Raw genomic sequence first — 22,199 nt, 5'->3', positions numbered from 1 at the left:
AATTCTCACCTCTTTTCTTCTTTTTTTACTAATTCCCAATATTTATCTAACTCTTCTAAATTTAAAGCTTCAAATTCTTTTCCATCTTTTTCAATTGCTTTTTCCATTTGGTTGAACCGTTCTATAAACTTCTCACTCGCCTTTCTTAAAGAAACTTCTGGGTCTATCTTTAAAAAACGAGCCAAGTTAACAAGTGCAAATAATAAATCCCCAAACTCTTCTTCTACCTCTGGTTGGGTTTTAGCTTCGTTAAGTTCGTCCACTTCTTCTTTTACTTTATCGAGCACGTCTTTCACTTCTACCCAGTCAAACCCTACCGCAGCAGCATTTTCTTGAATCCTTCTTGCTAAAGAGAGTGCAGGTAAGGCTTTGTTGAGTCTCCCGATTCTGCTAAAGTTCTTCTCTCCATTCTCTTTTGCCTTTATTTCCTCCCACCTGGCATAAGAATATCCCTTTTCATCTCCAAAAACATGGGGATGTCTTCTCACTAACTTATTGATCAGTTCATCTATCACTTCAATGGTAAAAAACTCATTGTTTTCCTCAGCAATAGTGGAATGGAAAACAACTTGGAGTAATATATCTCCTAACTCTTCTTTTATTTTTTTAATATCTTTTTCGTCAATAGAATCAACCAATTCATATGCTTCTTCAATTATATAAGGTTTCAAACTCTCATGTGTTTGGACTTTGTCCCAATCGCAACCTTTTGGTCCCCTTAGTCTTTTCATCACTTTCATAAGCTCTTCAAATTTTTCACCTAACTCCAAAATAATTCCTCCCGTATTGTACGTATTAGCTCCTCTATTTGTTATTTTGTTCTTTAAAGATTCGATTGTGTTCTTTGATCTTCCTTTTTTTATCCAAATAATAGAGTAACCATAAAGCAAAAGCTACTCCTAACAGCAAAGGTAATAAATATTTAAGGAAAATTTCAAGTACAACTCTCGATCTCAGTTCTTTTAAAGCTTTTTCAGTTTCTTCGGTTATATAATTGCGACTTTCAGCACCGTTGAGAAAGTATCTTGCCAACTGAGCATACTCTTTTTTATCCCAATTGTAGTAAGTTAACCCCAATTTAGACATTATTCTTCCGTTTTCCTTGTCGAGAGATAAAGCTTTTTGATAATATTCTATCCTTTTTTCGTAATTGTTTTCTATGTCACCTAAAAATTCGTATGTTTCAGAAAGAATCGATGAATCTTTTGAAACAGGAACTAAAGAAAGGGCTATTTCCTTTGATTTTTCTGTTTCTCCCATGTTATAAAAAATTTTTGAAAAGTACAGTAAGGTTTGAGAATCCTTCCCTTTTAAATTCATATAAGTATTATAAAGGTCTTGTATAATTTCGTAGTTATTTGTTTGAAAACTTATTTCAACCAAAGATTCAATTATTTTTTTATCGTAATTGTAAGTCAGATAGATTTCTTTTAAATCATTATAAGCTTTTTGAGGGTCATTATATATTTTAGATTTTGATAAGATTTGTGCTTCACAATAAACAGTAAAAGGAATTTTTTCTCCCACAAGCTTTTCGATTTTTTCAGAATATTCAAAGATTTCTTCCACTACAGATGGGTCCAAAGAATTTTGCCAATATTGGAAATTGAAAAAAAGATACATAGAATTTATTATTATTGAATTGGGGTATTCTTCTAAGGCTTCTTCAAACAATTCGGTGGGTTCAAGGTAAACATAAGGGTCCAAGTCTTTTAATATCTTTAAGGTTGTCTCATCATCAGGAAACAACGTAAGATCTGAAAGTTGTAAATTATCTACGTACATTGGTAAACCCGTTTCCCATCGCTTCAACAAACCTCCAACTGTCTTTAAATATGGGTCATCCGATTCATACATTGTTTGAAGATCTACGTAGTAAACAAAATCATCAAAAACTGTTGCGAAGGTCGATAACGTAAAAATAATAAAAAATGACAACACAACTAATTTTTGTCTCAAAACGCTCCTCCTAGGATGTCAAGTAATTTTAAAAGTTTTTGAAAAACTTTCATCAAAATATTCTTGTAGTAGTAATTATACCATAAAGCTGTTTTCTAAGAAAGCTAACGAAGTAAATCATAATTCGATATCTTTGAAATAATATCATAATATCTTTCAATCTTTTTGAAGAAGAACAAAAAAACTTGAAATACATTTTTGGTTGTGGTATAATCTTATGAAAGCGATGACCTTCGGTCATTTTTATTTTATTAGAGGGCAAAAATATGAGGCGAAATAGTTTGGAGAAGAAAAATAAAGAAGAAAAGATGAATTTAATAATGAATGTAGCAGAAAAAATTTTTGTGGAAAAAGGTTACGAGAAAGCTACAATGACGGAAATTGCAAAAAGAGCTGATCTTGCAAAGGGAACATTGTATTTGTACTTTTCAAGCAAAAAAGATCTATATTTTACTTCTGTTGAAAGAGCATTATCTACTTTGCTCAGGTCTATTATTGAAAAATTTTCCTCTTGTAAAAACGGTTTTGAAAAGGTTGTATCAATGGGGGAAACATACGTATCATTCAGCCTTGAATATGTTGATTATTATAAATTGATATTGAATTATGAAACCTTGGAAGTTCATTTCGATGATAAAGATCCCCATGTGAAGAAGGCATATGAAAAGAGTGAAGAGATTTTTAAATTATTAGTTAGCTCCGTTGAAGAAGGAATAAAAGATGGTTCAATAGACAAACGATTAGAACCTTTAAAGATCGCAATGGTTTTGTGGAGTGAGATAACAGGAATGGTTCAGCAAGTAAGCCTTCGAGAGACATTGTATGAAAAATGGACGGGGTTAAAACCTCTACAAATATATGAGTATTACATAGAAGTAACAAAAAAGATGTTGGCTTCTTTATCATAATCACGCATCTATCAAGAGAACTTTTACAAATTCATAAAATAACAGTCAGGAGGTATGTGGATGCACAAAGTCGTAATAACTGGAATGGGAACAATAAACCCTATAGCAAAAAACACACAAGAATTTTTAGAAGGATTAAAAGAAATGAGAAGCGGCATAGATAAAATAACGCAGTTTGATCCCTCGGATCATAAAGTTAAGATAGCTGCTGAAATAAAAGATTTTGACCCTCAAGAATATATGGATAAAAAAACCGCCAAACGTTATGATAGGTTTTTGCAATTAGCTGTTGCTGCCTCAGATGAAGCTATTGAAGATGCCGGATTGTCTCAAGATCAAGATTGGAGAGAAAATGCTGCAGTAATAATAGGTTCAGGAATAGGCGGTTTTAAAACTTTGTATCACGAGTTTGGAGTTATGAACGAAAAAGGTCCGAAGTATGTTAGCCCCTTTTTAATACCTATGATGATTGCCGATATGGCAAGTGGAGTTGTTTCTATAAGGCATAAATTAAAAGGACCAAATTTTACAACAGTTAGTGCTTGTGCTTCTGCTGTGCACTCAATAATAAGTTCTGTGATGTTGATAAGAAGTGGAGAAGTTGATGTGGCTATAACAGGAGGCTCCGAAGCAGTTATTGATCCTATGCCAATAGCGGCTTTTGCTAATATGATGGCTCTTTCCCAAAGAAACGATGAACCTCAAAAAGCATCAAGACCTTTTGATAAAGATAGAGATGGATTTGTGATGGGAGAGGGAGCTGGGATATTAGTTTTAGAATCAGAAGAACATGCAAAGGCAAGAGGAGCCAAAATTTATGGATATATAGCAGGATATGGAATGACAGGAGATGCTTACCATATTAGTCAATCTGATCCGGAAGGTGAGGGGGCGGCAAGGGCAATAAAGAACGCCTTAAAAATGGCCGAATTAGATCCTTCTAAGGTGGATCTTATAAATTGTCATGCCACTAGTACTCCTGTTGGTGATAATTCAGAAGTAAAAGCTATTAAAAAAATATTCGGCGAATTTGCCGATAAACCGTATTTACAATCAACTAAAACTTTAATAGGACATACTTTGGGAGCTGCTGGTGCAATTGAATTAATAGCTTTAGTTATAGAAAGCCATAATCATTTTGTTCATGGAATGCCAAATTTAGAGGAACCTGATGAAGAGATGAAAACACTCAATATCCCAAGAAAGACTCAAGACGCTAAAGTGGACGTAATTTTAAAGAACTCCTTTGGTTTTGGGGGACACAATGCGTCGTTAATTTTTGTTAAATCATAAAGGGGGCACAATTATGCCTAAAATAGGAATAGTAACCGATAATACCTGTGATATTGATCCAAAACAATTAGAAGAAATGGGGATAGGTTGCGTTTCATTGTATGTAAAGTGGAAAGATAAGTTTGAAAGGGCTGTGGATATTGATGTAGACGACTTTTATGAGTTTTTAAAAACATCTGACTATATACCAGCCACTTCACAACCTACACCTCAAGATTTTGAAAAGGTATATAGAAAAATGTTGAAAGATTACGATGAGTTAATATCTGTCCATATTTCAGAAAAACTGAGTGGCACATATAATTCTGCTAGGATAGCCGCTAAGGAAGTAGATGAAAAAAGGATCCATATAGTGGAAAGTTATGAAACCACATGGGGTTTAGGTTATTTAGTACTCGAATTAAAAAAACTGATAGACTCAGGAGATTATACTGTAGAAGAGTTGAAAAGTTTCGTGGAACATTTTCAAGAAAAAGTGAATGTATACTTTACCGTAGGAAGTTTAAATTATCTTGCAAAAGGTGGAAGAATAGGGAAAGCAACTGCCTTTGTGGGAAGCATGTTAAACATTAAGCCATTGTTAAAACTGGAGAATGGTGAAATATTCCCCGTTAAAAGGATCAGAGGATACAATAAAATAATTAAAGAGCTTACAACGTTGGCAATGGAAGAAAAAGGCAAAGGAGAATTAAAGAATATAACCGTTGAACATACGGGAAGCTTGAAATTAGGTGGCGATTTGTTGGATGAAGTAGTTAAATTGGGAATACCAAGAGAAAAGATAATCTTTGAACCGATGGACATAATAATAGGTATGCATTTAGGACCTGATTCCGGTGGAATAGTAACTACATGGGAGTGAAAATTATGAATATAGAGGAAATAATGAAAATATTGCCCCATCGCTATCCTTTTTTGCTTGTTGATGGGGTGTTAGAGTTAAATAAAGAAAAGATCAGGGCTTTTAAAAACGTTAGTATTAACGAGCCTTTTTTTCAAGGCCATTTCCCAAATTATCCCATAATGCCAGGAGTACTTATTGTTGAGGGTATGGCTCAAACTGCAGGGTTATTGCTTCTGAAAGATACGGATGAGAATGTAATTCCTTTATTTACAGGTATAGATAAAGCTCGATTTAAAAAGGAAGTAAGACCTGGAGACAAACTGGTATACGATTTAGAGATTCTACAGAGGAAAGCAAACATGTTCAAGTTAAAGGGAATAGCTACTGTTGAAGAACAGGTATGTGCACAAGCAGAGATAATGGTAGGTATCAAAAAGAGTTAAAGATGGAGGTGCTGATTTGGAACCCGTAAAAAATAGAGTTACTGACTTATTGAAAATTAAATATCCCATATTAGAAGGCGGAATGGCATGGGTGGGTACTGCAAAATTGGCTGCGGCTGTTTCTAATGCTGGCGGATTAGGAACTATAGGTTCTGGAAACATGGATGCAAAACTTTTAAAGAAACAGATTGATTCAATAAGAGAAATGACCGATAAACCTTTTGCCGTGAACGTTATCATGCTTAATCCTCATATAGACGAAGTCATAGATCTCATAATTCAAGAAAAAGTTCCGGTTGCTATTTTGGGGGCTGGAAATTCTAGCAAATACATTCCTATGCTTAGAGAAAATGGGATAACAACCTTAGCGGTAGTCTCGTCGGAAAATCTAGCTTTGAGATTAGAAAATGCAGGGGCAGAGGCTATAATAGGTGAAGGTATGGAATGTGGTGGACACATCGGAGATGTAACTACCATGGTTTTAGTTCCAAAGCTTTCTAGCATTTTGTCGGTTCCTGTAATAGCAGCCGGTGGAATTGCTAACGGGCCTGGTGCGGTTGCAGCTTTATCCTTGGGAGCAGAAGGTATTCAGATGGGAACTCGTTTTATAGCTACATATGAATGTGAAGCCCATGAAAATTACAAAGAAAAAATAATAAATGCGGGTATTAGGGACACTATAATTACAGGTCAGAAAATGGGTCATCCAGCTCGCATAATAAAAACAAAATTCGGTAAAAAAATAGCGAAGTTAGAATCATCATCTCCTGAAGAAGCCGAAGAAGCTTTGGTAGGTAGCCTTATGAAGGCTTTCTTGTATGGTGATGAAGAAAGTGGGTCTTTCATGGCAGGGCAATCCGCTGGTTTGATCGATGAGATAAAAAGTGTTAACGATGTTATTGAAGATGTAATGTCGTATATTTTGAAAAATTATGACTTAGAAAATAATGTCGATGAAAGGAGGAGATAAGTTTTGCGATGTTTTGTTTTTACAGGACAAGGATCCCAATACCTGGGTATGGGAAAGGATATATTGGAAAAAAAGCCTGAATATGAATTGTATTTTGATAAAGTAAAAAATAAGATTGGATTGGACATAAAAAGTATAATATTTGGGACTGATGAAAAAGAGCTTACCTTAACCCAAAATGCCCAAGTCGCTATACTCACAATTAGCTATATGAAATATTTGAATGCTTTAGAAGAAGGCCTCAAACCTGATGTGGTAGCTGGTCATTCTTTAGGAGAATGGACAGCACTTTTAGCCGCAAAAATGATCGATTTTGAAGAAGCAATTGAAGCGGTTTATTATAGGGGATTGTACATGAGTGAAGCCTTTGAACCGGGAAAAGGCGGTATGGCAGCGGTAATAGGTATGGATTTAAATGAGATTGAAAAAGTTTTATCCAATTATCCAAACGTCCAAATAGCCAATTACAATTCTCCCTCACAGGTTGTAATAAGTGGGGAAATGGAAGAACTTTTGATCTCTATGGAAAAGCTCAAGGAAGAAGGAGCCAGAAAGGTTGTTCCGTTGAATGTAAGCGGTCCGTTTCATTCGAAATTTCTAAAAGATGCAGAAGAAAGGTTGAGAAGAAGAATTGAGCATATAGAATTCAAAAAGCCAACGGTTCCCATTGTTCAGAATGTAACGGCAAAGTTTGAAACTGATCCTGATATCATAAAGGAAAATGTAATAAAGCAAATAACTTCACCTGTTAGGTGGATAGAATGTGTTGAGGAATGTGTAAAAAACGGTGTGGATGAATTTGTTGAAATTGGACCAACAAAAGTGCTCACAAAATTTATTAAACAAATAAATAAAAACGTTAAACTACTTAATATATAAAAAATCGGGGGTGTTCCCTTTGAAATTAAATCAAAAGATTGCAATCGTAACAGGTGGCTCTAGAGGAATAGGAAAAGAAATATCACGGAATTTCATAAAAGAAGGAGCCACCGTAATAGCGATCGCTGTAGATGAAAGACCTCAAATAGAAGAAAACGAAAAAAGTGATTTTCCAGAAGATAGGTTCATTTATTACCAAGCAGATATAACTGATTTTAATACTGTTAGTGAAATTGTGACTCAGATATATAACAGATACCAAAAAATAGACATATTAGTAAACAATGCCGGAATGGCAAAAGATAACTTCTTGGTTATCATGAAAGAAGAGGATTTTGATAAAGTAATACAAGTAAATTTAAAAGGAACATTTATAATGACAAAAGCAGTTGCAAAGATAATGAGAAAACAAAAGTTTGGCAATATCATAAGCATGGCAAGCGTTGTAGGTATTGAAGGTAACATTGGCCAAACTAATTATTCAGCAGCAAAAGCAGGTATAATAGGAATGACAAAATCTTGGGCGAAAGAACTTACAATGAAAGGAGAAAATATCAGAGTAAACGCCATAGCACCAGGATTTGTTAGAACAGGAATGACAGAAAGTTTAAAAAAAGAATTGATAGAGTATGTTGTAGAAAATACGTGTTTAAAACGCTTGGGAGAACCTCAAGATATAGCCAACTTAGCCGTATTTTTAGCCAGTGATGATTCTTCCTTCATAACGGGACAAGTTATACGGATAGATGGTGGATTAAGAATTTAATCATAAAGAATAAAAATCCCGAGGCTGTACATTAAATGACCTCGGGATTTTGTTTTCAAAAGAGATGATACACTTTAAAGATTGAAACAGTTATAAGCGCCGTTACCGACATAATCTTGATTAGTATATCCAAAGAAGGGCCAACAGTGTCTTTCAAAGGATCCCCAACTGTATCCCCCACGACTGTTGCCTTATGGGCATCCGTACCTTTTCCTTCTCCTTCGACGCCCCCGGCTTCTACTCTCTTTTTAGCGTTATCCCAAGCACCTCCAGAATTGGCAGAAAATATTGCTAACATAACACCACTAAGAGTAGTTCCTATCAAAAGTCCTCCTACAAAGTTTGGCCCGAGCAAAAATCCAGAAATTATAGGGGTTAAAGTCGCGATAAGGGCAGGAAATTTTATTTGACTTATCGAACCTTCACTACTAATCCTGATGCATCTTTCGTAATCGGGGTCTGTCGTTCCCTCCATCAATCCAGGTATTTCTTTAAACTGTCTTCTTACCTCATCAACCATCTTGTTAGCTGCATTTACTACGGCATTTATTAGAAAAGAACTAAAAAAGAAAGGTAGTGCAGCACCAAAAATAGCTCCAGCTATTGTTCTAGAATCTATCATGTTCAAGATCAAGATATTTTCTAAATGCCCTACTCCTCCATCTCCAGGACCGGCTTGAGAATAAATAAAAGATGCAAAGAGAGCTAATGCCGCTAAGGCAGCGGAACCGATAGCAAAACCTTTTCCTATAGCAGCTGTTGTGTTCCCCACAGAGTCTAGTTTATCGGTTATCTCTCTAACCTCTGGCGGCAATTTTGACATTTCGCTTATCCCACCAGCATTATCTGCGATTGGACCGTACGAGTCAACTGAAACCGTTGCTGCAACGAAAGAAAGCATACCCGTAGCGGCCATTGCTACCCCATACAATCCTGCTATTTCAAAGGATACAAGGATTCCCAACATCAAAAGGAAAACAGGCAACAGAACGCTTTCCATTCCTAATGCTAATCCCTTTGTAATTACAATAGCCGGACCACCTTTGGCAAATTCGCTCAATTCCTTTGTAGGATGGTATGCATCATTGGTGTAATATTCTGCTATAAGCCCCATGAAAATACCATCTATTATACCGATGACAGCTGCCAACCAAGGTGAGAAGTATCCCAATCTGAAACCGATATTTTGAAATTCTGTAGCGCTAATGTCTCCCAAATAGAAAAAGCTAAGAAAAAAGGTTATAATTAAAGTTAAAAATGCCGATGTCATCAAAGAGATATTTAAATCTCTATGGGGATCATCGGAAGGCTTTTTTAAGATTATGTATAATATCCCAATCATCGAAGAAATTAATCCTAGCGATATAAAAAGTATCGGATAGTAAGTTAATCTCATAGTTGCATCATAAGAAAAGTTTTGAGGTCCCAAAAGGAAATGAGTATATAATATTAGAACTATAGATGAAATTACGGCACCTACATAACTTTCCAATAAATCAGCTCCAAGTCCTGCAACATCTCCAACGTTATCTCCGACGTTATCAGCAATAGTAGCGGGATTTCGTGCATCATCTTCCGGTAGAGCTAATTCTGTTTTTCCAACTAAGTCTGCTCCCATGTCCGCAGCTTTTGTGTAAACTCCTCCTCCAACCCTATCAAACATAGCGATTATTGAGCATCCAAGAGCGTATCCTGAAACAGTCATAGTAAAAGGAATGTAATTTATTCCCAACCAGTTGACTTTTATTACCAAATTTTCTGCAGAAAGCTGTCCCAACCAATTTCCAAAAATAATGTATACTAAAAATAAACCTAATAGAGCCAATCCAGAAACGCTGAGTCCCATAACGCTTCCGCCTTGAAATGCAACTTTCAAAGTTTTTCCTATACTTTTCTCTGTTCGAGCCTTATTGCTAACTCTGACGTTAGCGTAAGTAGCTATTTTCATACCTATATATCCTGCTAAAGCACTCATAAAAGCTCCCATTACAAAAGCGACTCCAACATACCATTCTACCACGATACCTAAAGCTAAAGCGATAAATATACCATAAATTGATAATACTTTAAGCTCATGGTTAACAAAGGCGGAAGCACCAATTCTAATAGCCTTTGCAATGTGTTGCATCCTCTCCGTACCTTCATCTAATACAACGACTTGTCTAAAGTTAACACTAGCAAAAATTAAAGCGATAATAGGAACTATTGCCAAAATCCATAGACTACCCACTGTTTCACCTCCGAAGTGTTGTGAGATTTTAGTTATAACACATTACCCCATTTTATTATATCATTTTCTATTCGAAAAAATAAGTTTTAAAAATAACAATTAAATGTGATTAGGAGCAATTAAACGACTTTAGAAACAGTTAGAAGGATATTTCTTCCAAATGGTATATATTGTTTTTTAAATCACTTTTGATAAAATAGATAACAAAGAGCAGCATTTTTAAGGGGAATTTATATATGTATTGTGTTAAATATCACAAAAAAGGAGGAGTTAATTTGTTATCTGATATGAGTTTAAAAGAATTTTTAGAAAAGCTTTCGTCCAACGAACCAGCTCCCGGGGGTGGAAGTGCAGCGGCGCTAGCGGGTTCTATAGCAGCTAGTTTGGGATGCATGGTAGCAAATTTAACTATCGGCAAAAAAAAGTACGAAGAAGTTGAAGAAGAAATGAAAAATTTGAAAGTAAAATTCGAGGAGTACAGAGACAAATTTCTTCAGCTCATGGAAGAAGATGCCGAAGCTTTCAACGAGGTAATCGAAGCCTTAAAACTTCCAAAAAGTACTGAAGAAGAGAAAAAAGCTAGAAATGAAAAAATCCAAGAAAAGACAAAAAAAGCCACACTTGTTCCTCTACAAATAGCCAAAGATGCGTTGGAAGTCATGGAACTTTCGGGGGTTACAATAGAAAAAGGTTATAAAATGGCTAAAAGTGACGCAGCTATTTCCCTTGTAATGGCTAAAGCAGCTGTTGAGGGTGGATTATACAATGTAAAAATAAATCTTCCATCGATTAAAGACGAAGATTTTCTAAGAGACATTAACAGTCAAATTGAAAAAATTGAGGGAGAAGCAAACACTCTTGAATTAAGACTGCTTTCTAAAGCTAATATATAATAAATAAAGGGGGTGGAACATAATGGCCGGAAAAGAAAATTTAAGAGAAGAATTAATGAAAAAGAAGAAAACTTTAGAGGCACAGAAAAAATCTATAGAAAAGTACATGGGCCCTCATGAACATGATGAATCTCTTGAAAAAGAATGGGAAAGGATTAACCAAGAGTTAGAGCAAATAGAAAAACAGTTGGAAGAAATAGAGAAAACATAAAAAATTGGCCGAGTTTTTCTTACCGGCCATATGTTTATAAAACTCATTTGATAGGGATTTTAGGGGTGAAAATAAGTTTGATTTTCCAGCAATTCCTCGTTTGGTACGTTTCGAATTTCCCTCGCGGGAACGCCAACGTATATTTTTTTTGGTTCTAAATTTTTAGTAACCACACTCCCCGCACCAACCAAAGCATCTTCTCCAATTATTATTCCTGGTAATATTGTTGCGTTGGCCCCTATTCTTGCCCCTTTTTTGATAGTAGGACCTTTGAAAAGCGCTTTTCTCTTCTCTGTTCTTCCCAAAAATTGATCGTTGGTAAAGGTAACTTCCGGAGCTATGAAGCAATAATCTTCTATTGTAGATATGGCTGTAATGTAAGCCTCTGTTTCTATCTTTACGTAGCTACCTATTTTACTTTTATTTTCTATTGTTGCTCCTTTTCCGATGATAGTATGTTCTCCGATTTCCACATCTTCTCTTATACTCGCTAAATCTCCAATAAAAACATCATTTGATATTTTAGTACCTTTATATAAGAGGCAACATGCTCCTACGATTACATTATTGCCCAAAATTAAAGGAGAAAGATCTTTTGTTTCAGTAGTGGCAGAATTTTTAGCTTTAAGAGGCGATTTACCTACTATACAATTATCCGATATTGTACAGTTTTCTCCAATAATACTGCCTTCTTTTATTATTACATTGTTTCCAATGATAGTACCTTTTTGAATAACGACATCTTCTTCAATTATTGCATTGTAACCTATTTTAACGTTAGCGTCAATTTTAGCGCTTGTAGCTATATAAGACGACATTTTTATCCCCCTTTAGCGGCATAAAAATTGATTTTAATTATACTCTTTTAAAACTTCTTCAATTATTTTATCATCTATCAAACCTTTAACAGTTTTCCCCTTTTTGATCCTTTGTCTGATTTCAGTGGATGAAATTTCAACAATAGGACTTTCCAATTTTATATACTCAAAATCTACACTGTAGGAACTTTTTTCTTCGAAATATCTGGGATAAACTACTAGTTTTACTTTTTTTACTATTTCTTCCCATTTATACCATTTGTGAAAGTTTTTAAAGGAGTCTTCGCCGATCAAAAGATAAATATTTTTATCAAAATTCATTAAATACTCTATGGTCCTGATTGTGTATGATGGTGAAGGTAGTTTATTTTCTATATCGCTTACTTCGAAATAATGTTCAAAAAAAACCCTCTCACACCAAGAATACCTCTTATCGAAATTTGCTATGAAATCTATACTTTTGTGTGGGGGATTTTTAGACGGCACTATTAAAAACCTATCAGGTTTGAATTCATCATAAGCTATCTCAGCAATTATTCTATGACCTATATGAGGAGGGTTAAAACTACCGCCAAAAAGCATTAGCATGAGAAACACCTTTTCTTATGGTATATATTCAAAAGCAAAATTTCCAATGTACACCGTATCTCCTTCTTTAACTCCTGCATTTCTTAAAATTTTATTCAATCCATTTTTCTCTAATGTATTTAAAATTAACAGACGAGAATCCTTTTGGTTGATATCGTATCTAGTTAACAACTTTTCGATACCATCTCCAACTATTTCAAACGTTTCGTTATCCCATTTTATAACGTTGATTTTTATAAAAGGATCAGGTTCATAGCTGACGGGTTGTATTTTTATTTTTTCTGTCACAGTGGATTTCAACCTTTTTTGGAAAAACTTTTGTTGCTCAATTTTTTCTTTACTTATATGATTCCATACCATAGTTATGAGCTCTTGAATGTTTTCACCAGTATAAGCAGAAATAGGGAAAATATCTTTACCCGATCTATTTTTGAAATCTGCTAATCTTTTTTCAAGGGTGTCTTTCTCTATGGCATCTATCTTATTTGCAACAATAATCTCTTTCTTTTTCGAAAGAATATGAGAAAAAGACTCTAATTCTTTTCTAATGAGTATATAATCCTCTACCGGGTCATCTCTTTCAAAACAAGATATATCGATAAGATGTACTAAAACAGAACATCTTTCAATATGTCTTAGGAATTGATCGCCTAAGCCTTTTCCCATATGGGCTCCCTCTATAAGTCCTGGGATATCAGCTACTACAAAAGAATAACCTGTGTCGATTTTTACTACGCCTAAATTTGGAACTATAGTTGTAAAAGGGTAATCAGCGATTTCCACCTTGGCGTTTGAAATCCTTGAAATTAATGTTGATTTACCCACGTTAGGATAACCAATCAAGCCTACATCTGCGACAATTTTTAAGACGAGCTTTAGATTTTTAGATTCACCTTTCACACCTTTTTCAGCTATCCTTGGAATCTGCAAAGTTGAAGTTGCAAATCTTGCATTTCCTCTCCCACCTTTACCTCCACGAGCAACAACCAGATATTGTTCTGGTGCTTTTAAATCTGAAAGTAATTCGTTGGTTTCAAGATCATAGACACAAGTACCTACAGGTACCTCAATCAAAACATTTTCTCCGGCTTTTCCAGCTTTGTTTTTATTTTTACCGTTTTCCCCGTTTTTTGCTCTAAAAATTTTTTTGTATTTAAAATCTACCAAGGTATTTTTATTGAGCGATGATTTGATGATAATCGAACCACCATCTCCTCCGTCTCCGCCATCTGGCCCACCTTTTTCTACGTATTTTTCTCTTCTAAAGCTTACCGCTCCATCCCCTCCTTTTCCAGCAATTACTTTGATATTCACTTCATCTGCAAAATCACCAATCAAAACGTTACACCTCCACTTATTTATCAAAAATCCTTTTAATAGAATTTTTATCGAATCCAAATTCTTCTTCCTCGTTGTTCCCTATAGGTTCTACGTGGATTATCACATCTTTTATGTAAGGATTTATTTTTTTTAACTCCCTTTCAACTTGCGAAGCTATTTCATTGGCTTCTTTTACGCTCATCTCTCCTTCGACTTCGATATGAAGTTCGACAAAATAAACATATCCTGCTTTTCTCACCCTGATTTTATGAGGATTATTGGCTTTGCTAACTTTTTCAACAGCTTCTAAAGTATTGTAATAAATTTCTCCTAATTCTTTCGAACTACCCATAAACTCATCGGAGGTCTCTAGAAACATCTTTATTCCAACTCTAAATATGAACACGGATACAATAATAGCTACTAAAGAATCCACCCACATTATGTTTAACGTAAGGTAAAATATCATACCAATGAAAACAGACAAAGATGTTAAAATGTCATTTCTCATATTTAAAGCATCTGCCACTAAAGAAGAATTTCTTATTTTATTTCCGACGGAGAATTTATACTTATATAAAAAATATTTGGTAAATATCGAAATCAAAGAAATCCATAGTACTAAATAAGGCCTATAAATTGAAAAACTATAAGTTATTATACTTTGAATAGCTCCTATAAGAACTTGAAAACCGGCGTAAATAATCACTAAAGATAAAACCTTAGTAACTATCGTCTCAGCTCGTTCATGGCCAAAAGGATGACTCTCATCTGCGGGCTTACTTGAAATTTTCGATGCAATTAAAGTTAGTATGGAAGTTATTATATCTGTAGTTGTATCTATTCCATCAGCTAAAATCGCTATACTCCCCGTAATGAAAGATATAACTAATTTAAAAAAAGCAAGGACACCATTTATTATTATTCCCATCCAGGAGGCATTTGCGGCTAATTTTTCTCTTTTTGAATTAATCTGAAAATTTTCTTCATTTAGTGTTTTTTTCAAATAATATTCTCCTTTGTTGACTTTTGTGAATATTAGCTAGAATTGAAATTCTGAAATTCAATATACCTCTGTGCATTGCTTATTATACCACAAGTAATATTCTTTGAATACAAAATTATTTTTCACATAAAGTTCTTTTATGGTATAATTAAAATGAGTAATTAAATGGGTGGGCAGCGGGGCGAAGGGGCGCTAAAGCAATTAAAAGCAATGTAGATCAGAAAAAAGGAGAGTGAATCTTATAAATATTTTAAACATCAATGGTTTAGTTCCAAAGTTGCCTATAATCCAAGGGGGTATGTCCGTTGGTATTTCTCTTGATAATTTAGCATCAGCGGTAGCAAACGCTGGAGGGATTGGAGTAATAGGTACTGCGGGAATCGGCTTAATCGAAAATCCTCAAACAAGAAAAGTAAAAGAAGCGAATATAGAAGGTCTTAAAAAGGTTATTAGAAAGGCAAGGGAAAAGACAAAGGGAATAATTGGTGTTAATATAATGACTGTTTTGACTGATTATAAAGAGCTTGTGAAAACAGCGATAAAAGAAGAAATAGATTTAATAATATCTGGAGCAGGGTTACCTTTAAATTTACCTGAATTTCTAGATGCAAAATCTAAAACAAGGTTAGTTCCTATAGTTTCTTCTTTAAAAGCTGCCCAGGTGATATTCAAAAAATGGTGGATGAAATATAATTACATTCCTGATGCATTTATTGTGGAAGGTCCAAAAGCTGGAGGACATTTGGGATTTAAAAAGGTGGATCTAGAGAATCCTCAATTTCAACTCGAAGTTACCGTTCCTCAGATAGTAGATTTCTGTGAGGAAATTAAAAAAGAATACAATAAAGAAGTACCCGTAATAGCCGCCGGTGGTATAGACACACCTGAAAAAGTAAAAGAAATTTTTTCGTTGGGGGCGAAGGGAATACAAGTTGGAACTCCTTTTATTGCCACCCAAGAGTGTGATGCCGATATAAGATTTAAAGAGGCTTTGATAAATGCCAAAGAAGAAGATATTGTAATAATTGAAAGTCCAGTAGGTCTTCCTGGAAGAGCTATCAAAAACAAATTTATAGAAGATGTTTCAAAAGGAATTAAAAAGCCTTTCAAATGCCCTTATCACTGTATTAAAACGTGTAATTTTGTTGACACCCCTTATTGTATAGCCCAAGCTCTACTTAACGCAGCAAAGGGGAATTTAGATGACGGATTTGTTTTTAGCGGTAAATACGGTTACAAAATCGATAAAATTACAACCGTACAAGAGGTAATAAACTATCTTTTTGAAATCAACATAGATAAAGCGAAAGAGTCATCTCCTCAACGTTCATAGAGACAGAGGCTTGTGATAAATAGGATGTGTTAATAGGTCTCAGTCGCAAACGAAAAGTTGAGAGGCGCAAGCTAGGTTGAAAAGGCTCTAACGTAAAAATTAAATTAAAGACAATAAAAAAACAGGAGGTAGCGTTATGTTGAATTTTGACTTTGTAAGTCCTACACGAATAATCTTCGGGAAAAAAACCGAGGAAAAGGTTGGGGAAGAAATAAAAAAGTACTCTAATAAAATTTTATTTCACTATGGGCAAGGAAGTATTAAAAAAACTGGTCTGTATGATAAAGTGGCAAAATCTTTGAAAAATGCAGGGGTTGAATTTGTTGAATTGGGTGGTGTTCAACCCAATCCCAGATTAAGTTTGGTGAGAAAAGGGATTGAAATCTGTAAAAAAGAAAATATTAATTTTGTACTGGCTGTAGGTGGAGGAAGTGTAATAGATTCTTCAAAGGCTATAGCAGCAGGAATGAAGTATGAAGGAGACGTTTGGGAATTGTACGAAGGGAAGGGAACTTTGAAAGAAGCACTGCCCGTTGGTGTCATTTTAACTATACCTGCTGCAGGTAGTGAAGCTAGTATGGGATCGGTTATTACAAATGAAGATGGATGGTATAAAAGAGCAATAAATTACGATGTTTTAAGACCGGTTTTTGCAATAATGAATCCTGAATTAACTTATACTCTGCCACCTTTTCAAACAGCCGTTGGAACGGTGGACATGTTAACCCACGTAATGGAAAGATACTTCACCAACACCCGGCATGTGGAATTAACGGATAGATTGAGTGAAGCTACAATGAGAACTATAATTCACAATGCACCTCAAGCCCTTAAAGATCCTTACAATTATGACGTCAGAGCTGAAATTATGTGGGCTGGTACCGTTGCTCATAACGGTTTATTAGGAACCGGAAGGGAAGAAGACTGGGCAACTCATGATATAGAACATGAAGTTAGTGGCATTTACGACGTTGCCCACGGAGCAGGTTTGGCTGTTTTATTCCCAGCTTGGATGAAATATGTTTATAGGCACGATTTAAACAGATTTGCTAGGTATGCTGTAAATGTTTGGAACGTTGAAGCTGATTTCTTCAACTTAGAAAAAACAGCTTTAGAGGGTATTAATAGACTTGAAAAATATTACAAAGAGGATTTAAAATTACCAATAACTTTGAAGGAATTGAAAGTCCCCGATGATAGATTCGAGGAAATGGCACAAAAGGCAACGGAAAGAGGACCTGTCGGTAATTTTGTAAAACTTTACAAGGAAGATGTTCTAAATATCTTAAAATTGGCAAAGTAAAAAAAGGGCTTTATGCCCTTTTTCCATTTTTGAATGGACTACTTCATTCACAGAACTCATACTTTAAAGAAAATAAAGGAAGGATCACAGTTGGAGCAAAAAAAGAAATCAGTTTTTTGGAATAAAAATCTACTAATAGTTTTTGGTGTTACTTTGATGGCGGTTTTGGGGGTTTCAAGCATTTCTCCCATTTTTCCTGTTCTCATAGAAGAATTTGGAATATCTGAATCGCAAGTAGGCTTGCTAATAACTTTTTTTACGTTACCAGGTGTTATACTAACTCCTATATTCGGAATTTTAGCGGATAGATACGGAAGAAAAATGATTTTGATACCGTCTCTATTATTGTTTGGCATTGCTGGTTTTTTATGTGGATTTTCTAAAAATTTCCCAATTTTGCTATTTTTAAGATTTTTTCAGGGTATAGGCGCAGCTTCTTTAGGGGCTTTAAATGTTACTATTATAGGGGATCTATTTTATGGGGAAGATAGAGTCAAGGCTATGGGATACAACGCTAGTGTTTTGAATATCGGAACTGCGATTTATCCATCCATTGGAGGCGCACTTTCACTTTTAGGATGGAACTTTCCATTTTTTCTTCCGATTTTAGCTATTCCAATTGGGATTTTGGCATTATTTTTGTTAGAAGATACAAGTGTAAGGAACGACGAAAGCATAAAAGATTACTTTTTTAACCTTATAAAATCCGTAAGGAATGCAAAAATTATCTTACTTTTTATAGGTGGCCTTTCAACTTTCATTATCCTTTATGGAGTCCATTTGTCTTATTTTCCATTTTTAGCAAGTCACAACTTTGGATTGTCTCCTTTTCTTGCAGGACTTTTAATGTCTGGGATGTCTTTTACAACCGCTTTAGGTTCATCGCAACTCGGAAAGTTGGGGAATAAATTTAACGTTAAAAATTTATTGATATTTTCTTATTTGTTTTATACTTTATCTCTTATTTTGACACCTTTTATGCAAAAGGCATGGCAGTTGCTGATACCGATAATTATATTTGGAATAGGACATGGTATAAACGTCCCATCAATTCAGACTATGATAGCAGAATTGGCTCCTTCTGAGTACAGAGGAGCCTTAATGTCATTAAATGGAATGATTTTGAGACTAGGGCAAACATTAGGTCCTATAATAATGGGCTTTTTATACACTTTTGGTGGAGTGAATATAGTTTATTTTTCTGGCGCTATTTTTGCTATAGGGGTATTCTTCTTGTTATTATTGCTTTTTAATGTTCATAAGACTTAATCTGTTTATCATAATTACTGATTAATTCTTTAAAAAGCGTTAGGAACTTTTGATTTTCTTCTTTGGTTCCAACGGTTACTCGAATTTTATTTTCTAAAGTCCCAGAGTATTTTCTCAAAAGTATTTTATTTTCTAAAAAGTAGTTGTAAACGGCTTTGGCTGTTATACCTTCTATTTTATCAAAATCCAACAGTATAAAATTAGCATCACTTTTTAAGGCGACTCGTCCAAGCCCTTTTGAAAGCTTATTTCTTTCTTCGATGATGTAATCAATTTTTTCTGAAATGAGATTATAATTTTCTATTATGGTTTCCACCATCTTTTCAGTTAATACGTTGAAACTATAAGGAGATTTTATTTTCATTATTTGTTTAACTATTTCTTCGTTGGCGATTAAGATACCTGCTCTAATACCTGCCAATCCGAACGCTTTGGAAAATGTTTTTAATATTATAAGATTTGGGTAGTCTTTTAAATATTGTATCATGCTTGTTTTTGAGAAATCCGCATATGCTTCATCTACAATTACAGGGACCCCTGTTTTTAAAGCTTTTACGATCTCTTTTTGGGGTTGCAAGTTTCCTGTAGGATTGTTTGGAGAACAGATAAATATCATACCCGTTTGATCATCTACGGCTTTATCTATGTCTTTTATTTCGTAATTGGTATTCAAAGGGATTTTTTTCACTGAAAAACCGTTGAGTAGAGAATAAAATTCGTACATTTCAAATGTAGGCGGACAAACTATTACCTCGTTTCCAGCAAAGATTTTAACCAAGTAAGAAATCATCTCGTCGCTGCCATTTCCAACCACTATGTTATTCATGTCAAGATCTATATTATATCTTGAAAAATATGAGTTTAAGAAAGTCGCTATTTTTTGTCTGATGTTGTCAGCGGTTAATTCGGGATACCGATTTATGTTTGTTTCTGTTATCTTTTGGAAAAAGATCTTTTTAAAGTCTAAAGAAAGATCGAAGGGATTTTCATTTTTGCTGAGGTCTATGAACCCTTCATTGATATTAGTATTAGAAGGTTTGTATTCCTCAAAACTTTCTAAAATTGGGTTGAATTTCAACTTTGCTTACCTCCCTCTGGCGAGTGTCTCTTTTTTAATTCTTGAACAACTTCTCCTATATCTATTCCTTCGTAGGTTAATAACACCAACAAGTGATAAATCATATCGGCGGTTTCATATATGGTTCTTTCTCTATTTGGAGCAACCAAAACTTCGACCGCTTCTTCTCCAAACTTTTTATAGATTTTTTCCTTTCCTTCATTAAACAAATAAGTTGTATAAGATCCTTCTTTGGGGTTCTTTTTCCTATCTTTTATAATTTCTTTTAATTGGTTCAGAAAATCCAGTGAGTAATCTATATTAGAGTCAGGTAGTTTATCAATTTGTTCGATTTTTCTAAAACAACTTTTCGTTCCTAAGTGGCAAGCTGGTCCTGTTTGATCAACTTTTAAGAGCAATGTGTCGTTATCACAATCTACGTACACTTCTTTCAATTTTTGATAGTTCCCGCTTGTTTCTCCTTTCATTCTGATTCTTTCTTTGCTTCTTGAGTAATAATGAACATATCCCGTTTCTAGAGTTTTACTAAGAGCTTCTTTGTCTGTATAACCTAAAGTTAATACGTCGCCATCGAGACCTTGAACTATTACAGGTATGAGGCCATTGTTTTTTTTCCAATCTAATTTGTCTATTATTTGTTTATAATCTAACATTTATTCCCACCTTCTTCAATTGAATTTTGAGGTCTTTTGCAGTGTAGATACCATAATGGAATATGGATGCAGCAAGAGCAGCATCTGCACCTATTTGAAAAACATCTATAAAATCTTTAACTTCTCCCGCTCCACCTGAGGCGATAACTGGGATTTCTACAGCATCAACTATTTGTTTGGTTAAATTCAAGTCATACCCTTTTTTTACACCATCGGTGTTCATAGAAGTAACCAGTAGTTCCCCTGCTCCCAAGTCTTGACACTTTCTAGCCCACTCAACAGCTTCTAAATCCGTTTTTTTACTTCCTCCGTGTGTGTATACATAGTACTTTTCACTTTCGACGTCTTTTTTTGCATCTATTGCAACTACTACGTTAGAGCTCCCTATAATTTTTGAACTTTCTTTAATTAAATTTGGATTTTCAACGGCAGCTGTATTTATAAACGCTTTATCAGCTCCACATTTTATTATTTCTACCATTTGTTCAACTGTTTTTAATCCACCACCCACGGTGAAAGGAATGAATAGTTCTTTGGCAACTTCCTCAACAAGATTTTTGAGTATATTACGTTTTTCTTTAGAGGCCGTTATATCTAAGAATACGATCTCATCAACCCCATCTTTTTCATATTTTTTGGCAAGTTGTACTGGATCTCCTGCGTCCTGTATATTCTCAAATTGTACTCCCTTTACGACTCTTCCTTCCTTTATATCCAAGGCTGCTACTATTCTTTTTGTCAACATTATTGTTCACCTCTTAACTCCTGCAGATTGATTTTACCTTCGTAAAGAGCTTTTCCTATTATAGCCCCATCGAAACCTATATTTTCCAATTTTTTTAAATCTTCTTTTTTACTTACACCCCCGGCGTATATTATTTCCTCATCTTGCCAGAATCTTTTTATGTTTAAAGAAACACCTTCTAAAGTTCCATCTTTGCTTGTGTCTGTATATATGAATCTGTTGGTGTACTTTTTAAAAATAGAAAAAGCATCTTCTAAGTTAATTTGTGAGTTTTCCAACCAACCTTTTGTTTTTAAAGTTCCGTTCTCGACATCCAAACTTATGGTTATATTGTTGAAAGCACTGGTAACTTTTTCTAAGAATTCTAAGTTAAAGGCTGCTGTACCTATGATCACATAAGTAACACCTATTTCGTAGGCATTTTTAATGCTTTCAAAAGTCCTTAATCCTCCACCCAGTTCAACTTTCAACCCGGTTTTTTTGATTATTTGTTTTACAACATCTAAGTTTTTTACAGAACCTTCAAAAGCACCATCTAAGTCGACAATATGAATCAGATCGACATATTTTGAAAATTCTTTGGCTATTTCTACGGGATCTCCGTATTCTTTTATTTCATTTTTGCTACCTTTATAGAGTCTTACCGCTTTTTTATTCATTAAGTCTATTGCAGGTATTATTTTTATGTTG

The 22,199-nt window shown here is 34.6% G+C and carries 23 protein-coding genes; 12 read left to right on the top strand and 11 right to left on the bottom strand.

Annotated features, from left to right (window positions below):
• Positions 1-5 precede the first annotated feature (5 nt).
• Together mazG and X927_RS08235 are read right to left on the bottom strand one after the other, a co-directional pair.
• The gene (gene mazG / locus X927_RS08240; protein WP_103077813.1) at positions 6-773 is read right to left on the bottom strand and encodes a nucleoside triphosphate pyrophosphohydrolase; all 768 of its coding nucleotides are present in this window, start codon (positions 771-773) and stop codon (positions 6-8) included.
• A gap of 31 nt (positions 774-804) precedes the next feature.
• The gene (locus tag X927_RS08235; protein WP_103077600.1) at positions 805-1,959 is read right to left on the bottom strand and encodes a tetratricopeptide repeat protein; all 1,155 of its coding nucleotides are present in this window, start codon (positions 1,957-1,959) and stop codon (positions 805-807) included.
• 266 nt (positions 1,960-2,225) lie between these two features.
• On the opposite strand from X927_RS08235, the gene X927_RS08230 reads away from it, so the two are divergent.
• Genes X927_RS08230 through fabG form a run of 7 tightly spaced genes read left to right on the top strand, consistent with a single transcriptional unit; the run spans position 2,226 to position 8,062 of the window.
• Complete coding sequence (locus X927_RS08230) at positions 2,226-2,867, top strand: TetR/AcrR family transcriptional regulator (protein ID WP_103077599.1); 642 nt, start codon at positions 2,226-2,228, stop codon at positions 2,865-2,867.
• A 60-nt stretch (positions 2,868-2,927) separates the two neighbouring features.
• Positions 2,928-4,160: a beta-ketoacyl-ACP synthase II gene (gene fabF, locus X927_RS08225; RefSeq protein WP_103077598.1), complete on the top strand. Its 1,233-nt coding sequence runs from the start codon at positions 2,928-2,930 to the stop codon at positions 4,158-4,160.
• Between the two features lie 13 nt (positions 4,161-4,173).
• The gene (locus tag X927_RS08220; RefSeq protein ID WP_103077597.1) at positions 4,174-5,022 is read left to right on the top strand and encodes a DegV family protein; all 849 of its coding nucleotides are present in this window, start codon (positions 4,174-4,176) and stop codon (positions 5,020-5,022) included.
• A 5-nt stretch (positions 5,023-5,027) separates the two neighbouring features.
• Entirely contained in the window at positions 5,028-5,447 is a 420-nt protein-coding gene (gene fabZ / locus X927_RS08215; RefSeq protein WP_103077596.1) for a 3-hydroxyacyl-ACP dehydratase FabZ, read from the top strand.
• A gap of 16 nt (positions 5,448-5,463) precedes the next feature.
• The gene (locus tag X927_RS08210; RefSeq protein WP_103065530.1) at positions 5,464-6,417 is read left to right on the top strand and encodes a nitronate monooxygenase; all 954 of its coding nucleotides are present in this window, start codon (positions 5,464-5,466) and stop codon (positions 6,415-6,417) included.
• 3 nt (positions 6,418-6,420) lie between these two features.
• Positions 6,421-7,296, top strand: a complete 876-nt coding sequence (gene fabD / locus X927_RS08205) for an ACP S-malonyltransferase (protein WP_103077595.1) — start codon at positions 6,421-6,423, stop codon at positions 7,294-7,296.
• 19 nt (positions 7,297-7,315) lie between these two features.
• Positions 7,316-8,062, top strand: a complete 747-nt coding sequence (gene fabG / locus X927_RS08200; protein ID WP_103077594.1) for a 3-oxoacyl-ACP reductase FabG — start codon at positions 7,316-7,318, stop codon at positions 8,060-8,062.
• Between the two features lie 55 nt (positions 8,063-8,117).
• Here the strand turns inward: fabG and X927_RS08195 are convergent, their stop codons facing one another.
• A complete protein-coding gene (locus X927_RS08195) occupies positions 8,118-10,292 on the bottom strand; it encodes a sodium-translocating pyrophosphatase (RefSeq protein WP_103077593.1) in 2,175 nt (724 codons plus the stop codon).
• A gap of 275 nt (positions 10,293-10,567) precedes the next feature.
• Here X927_RS08195 and X927_RS08190 point away from each other — a divergent pair, with 275 nt between their 5' ends.
• A complete protein-coding gene (locus X927_RS08190) occupies positions 10,568-11,185 on the top strand; it encodes a cyclodeaminase/cyclohydrolase family protein (RefSeq protein WP_103077812.1) in 618 nt (205 codons plus the stop codon).
• A 22-nt stretch (positions 11,186-11,207) separates the two neighbouring features.
• A complete protein-coding gene (locus tag X927_RS08185) occupies positions 11,208-11,396 on the top strand; it encodes a hypothetical protein (protein WP_103065526.1) in 189 nt (62 codons plus the stop codon).
• Positions 11,397-11,455: 59 nt separating this feature from the next.
• Here the strand turns inward: X927_RS08185 and X927_RS08180 are convergent, their stop codons facing one another.
• The 4 genes from X927_RS08180 to X927_RS08165 are packed head-to-tail and all read right to left on the bottom strand — an operon-like array spanning position 11,456 to position 15,128.
• Positions 11,456-12,214 (bottom strand): N-acetyltransferase, encoded by a 759-nt coding sequence (locus X927_RS08180; protein ID WP_103077592.1) that lies wholly within the window; start codon positions 12,212-12,214, stop codon positions 11,456-11,458.
• 33 nt (positions 12,215-12,247) lie between these two features.
• Complete coding sequence (nadD, locus tag X927_RS08175; RefSeq protein ID WP_245855513.1) at positions 12,248-12,796, bottom strand: nicotinate (nicotinamide) nucleotide adenylyltransferase; 549 nt, start codon at positions 12,794-12,796, stop codon at positions 12,248-12,250.
• 21 nt (positions 12,797-12,817) lie between these two features.
• Positions 12,818-14,140, bottom strand: a complete 1,323-nt coding sequence (gene obgE, locus X927_RS08170; RefSeq protein WP_103077811.1) for a GTPase ObgE — start codon at positions 14,138-14,140, stop codon at positions 12,818-12,820.
• A 16-nt stretch (positions 14,141-14,156) separates the two neighbouring features.
• A complete protein-coding gene (locus X927_RS08165) occupies positions 14,157-15,128 on the bottom strand; it encodes a cation diffusion facilitator family transporter (protein WP_103077590.1) in 972 nt (323 codons plus the stop codon).
• A gap of 232 nt (positions 15,129-15,360) precedes the next feature.
• On the opposite strand from X927_RS08165, the gene X927_RS08160 reads away from it, so the two are divergent.
• From X927_RS08160 to X927_RS08150, 3 genes are all read left to right on the top strand, one after another.
• The gene (locus tag X927_RS08160) at positions 15,361-16,461 is read left to right on the top strand and encodes an NAD(P)H-dependent flavin oxidoreductase (protein ID WP_103077589.1); all 1,101 of its coding nucleotides are present in this window, start codon (positions 15,361-15,363) and stop codon (positions 16,459-16,461) included.
• 136 nt (positions 16,462-16,597) lie between these two features.
• On the top strand, positions 16,598-17,764 hold the full coding sequence (locus tag X927_RS08155) for an iron-containing alcohol dehydrogenase (RefSeq protein WP_103077588.1): 1,167 nt from the start codon (positions 16,598-16,600) through the stop codon (positions 17,762-17,764).
• Positions 17,765-17,854: 90 nt separating this feature from the next.
• Positions 17,855-19,033, top strand: a complete 1,179-nt coding sequence (locus X927_RS08150; RefSeq protein WP_211287851.1) for an MFS transporter — start codon at positions 17,855-17,857, stop codon at positions 19,031-19,033.
• On the opposite strand, the gene hisC is transcribed toward X927_RS08150, so the two are convergent.
• The 4 genes from hisC to hisA are packed head-to-tail and all read right to left on the bottom strand — an operon-like array spanning position 19,014 to position 22,168.
• A complete protein-coding gene (hisC, locus tag X927_RS08145; protein WP_103077586.1) occupies positions 19,014-20,111 on the bottom strand; it encodes a histidinol-phosphate transaminase in 1,098 nt (365 codons plus the stop codon). The two genes, X927_RS08150 and hisC, sit on opposite strands and share 20 nt — an antisense overlap.
• A complete protein-coding gene (gene hisIE, locus X927_RS08140; protein ID WP_103077585.1) occupies positions 20,108-20,764 on the bottom strand; it encodes a bifunctional phosphoribosyl-AMP cyclohydrolase/phosphoribosyl-ATP diphosphatase HisIE in 657 nt (218 codons plus the stop codon). The genes hisC and hisIE overlap by 4 nt, the downstream gene beginning before the upstream one ends.
• Positions 20,751-21,509 (bottom strand): imidazole glycerol phosphate synthase subunit HisF, encoded by a 759-nt coding sequence (hisF, locus tag X927_RS08135; RefSeq protein WP_103077584.1) that lies wholly within the window; start codon positions 21,507-21,509, stop codon positions 20,751-20,753. Before hisF ends, hisIE begins: the two co-directional genes overlap by 14 nt.
• A complete protein-coding gene (hisA, locus tag X927_RS08130) occupies positions 21,509-22,168 on the bottom strand; it encodes a 1-(5-phosphoribosyl)-5-((5-phosphoribosylamino)methylideneamino)imidazole-4-carboxamide isomerase (RefSeq protein ID WP_245855511.1) in 660 nt (219 codons plus the stop codon). The genes hisF and hisA overlap by 1 nt, the downstream gene beginning before the upstream one ends.
• Between the last annotated feature and the right edge of the window lie 31 nt (positions 22,169-22,199).

The sequence above is a fragment of the Petrotoga mexicana DSM 14811 genome (assembly GCF_002895565.1).
Classification (GTDB): Bacteria; Thermotogota; Thermotogae; order Petrotogales; family Petrotogaceae; genus Petrotoga; species Petrotoga mexicana.
The sequence above is the reverse complement of the archived record's forward strand: the minus strand, read 5'-3'. Positions and strand labels throughout refer to the sequence as shown.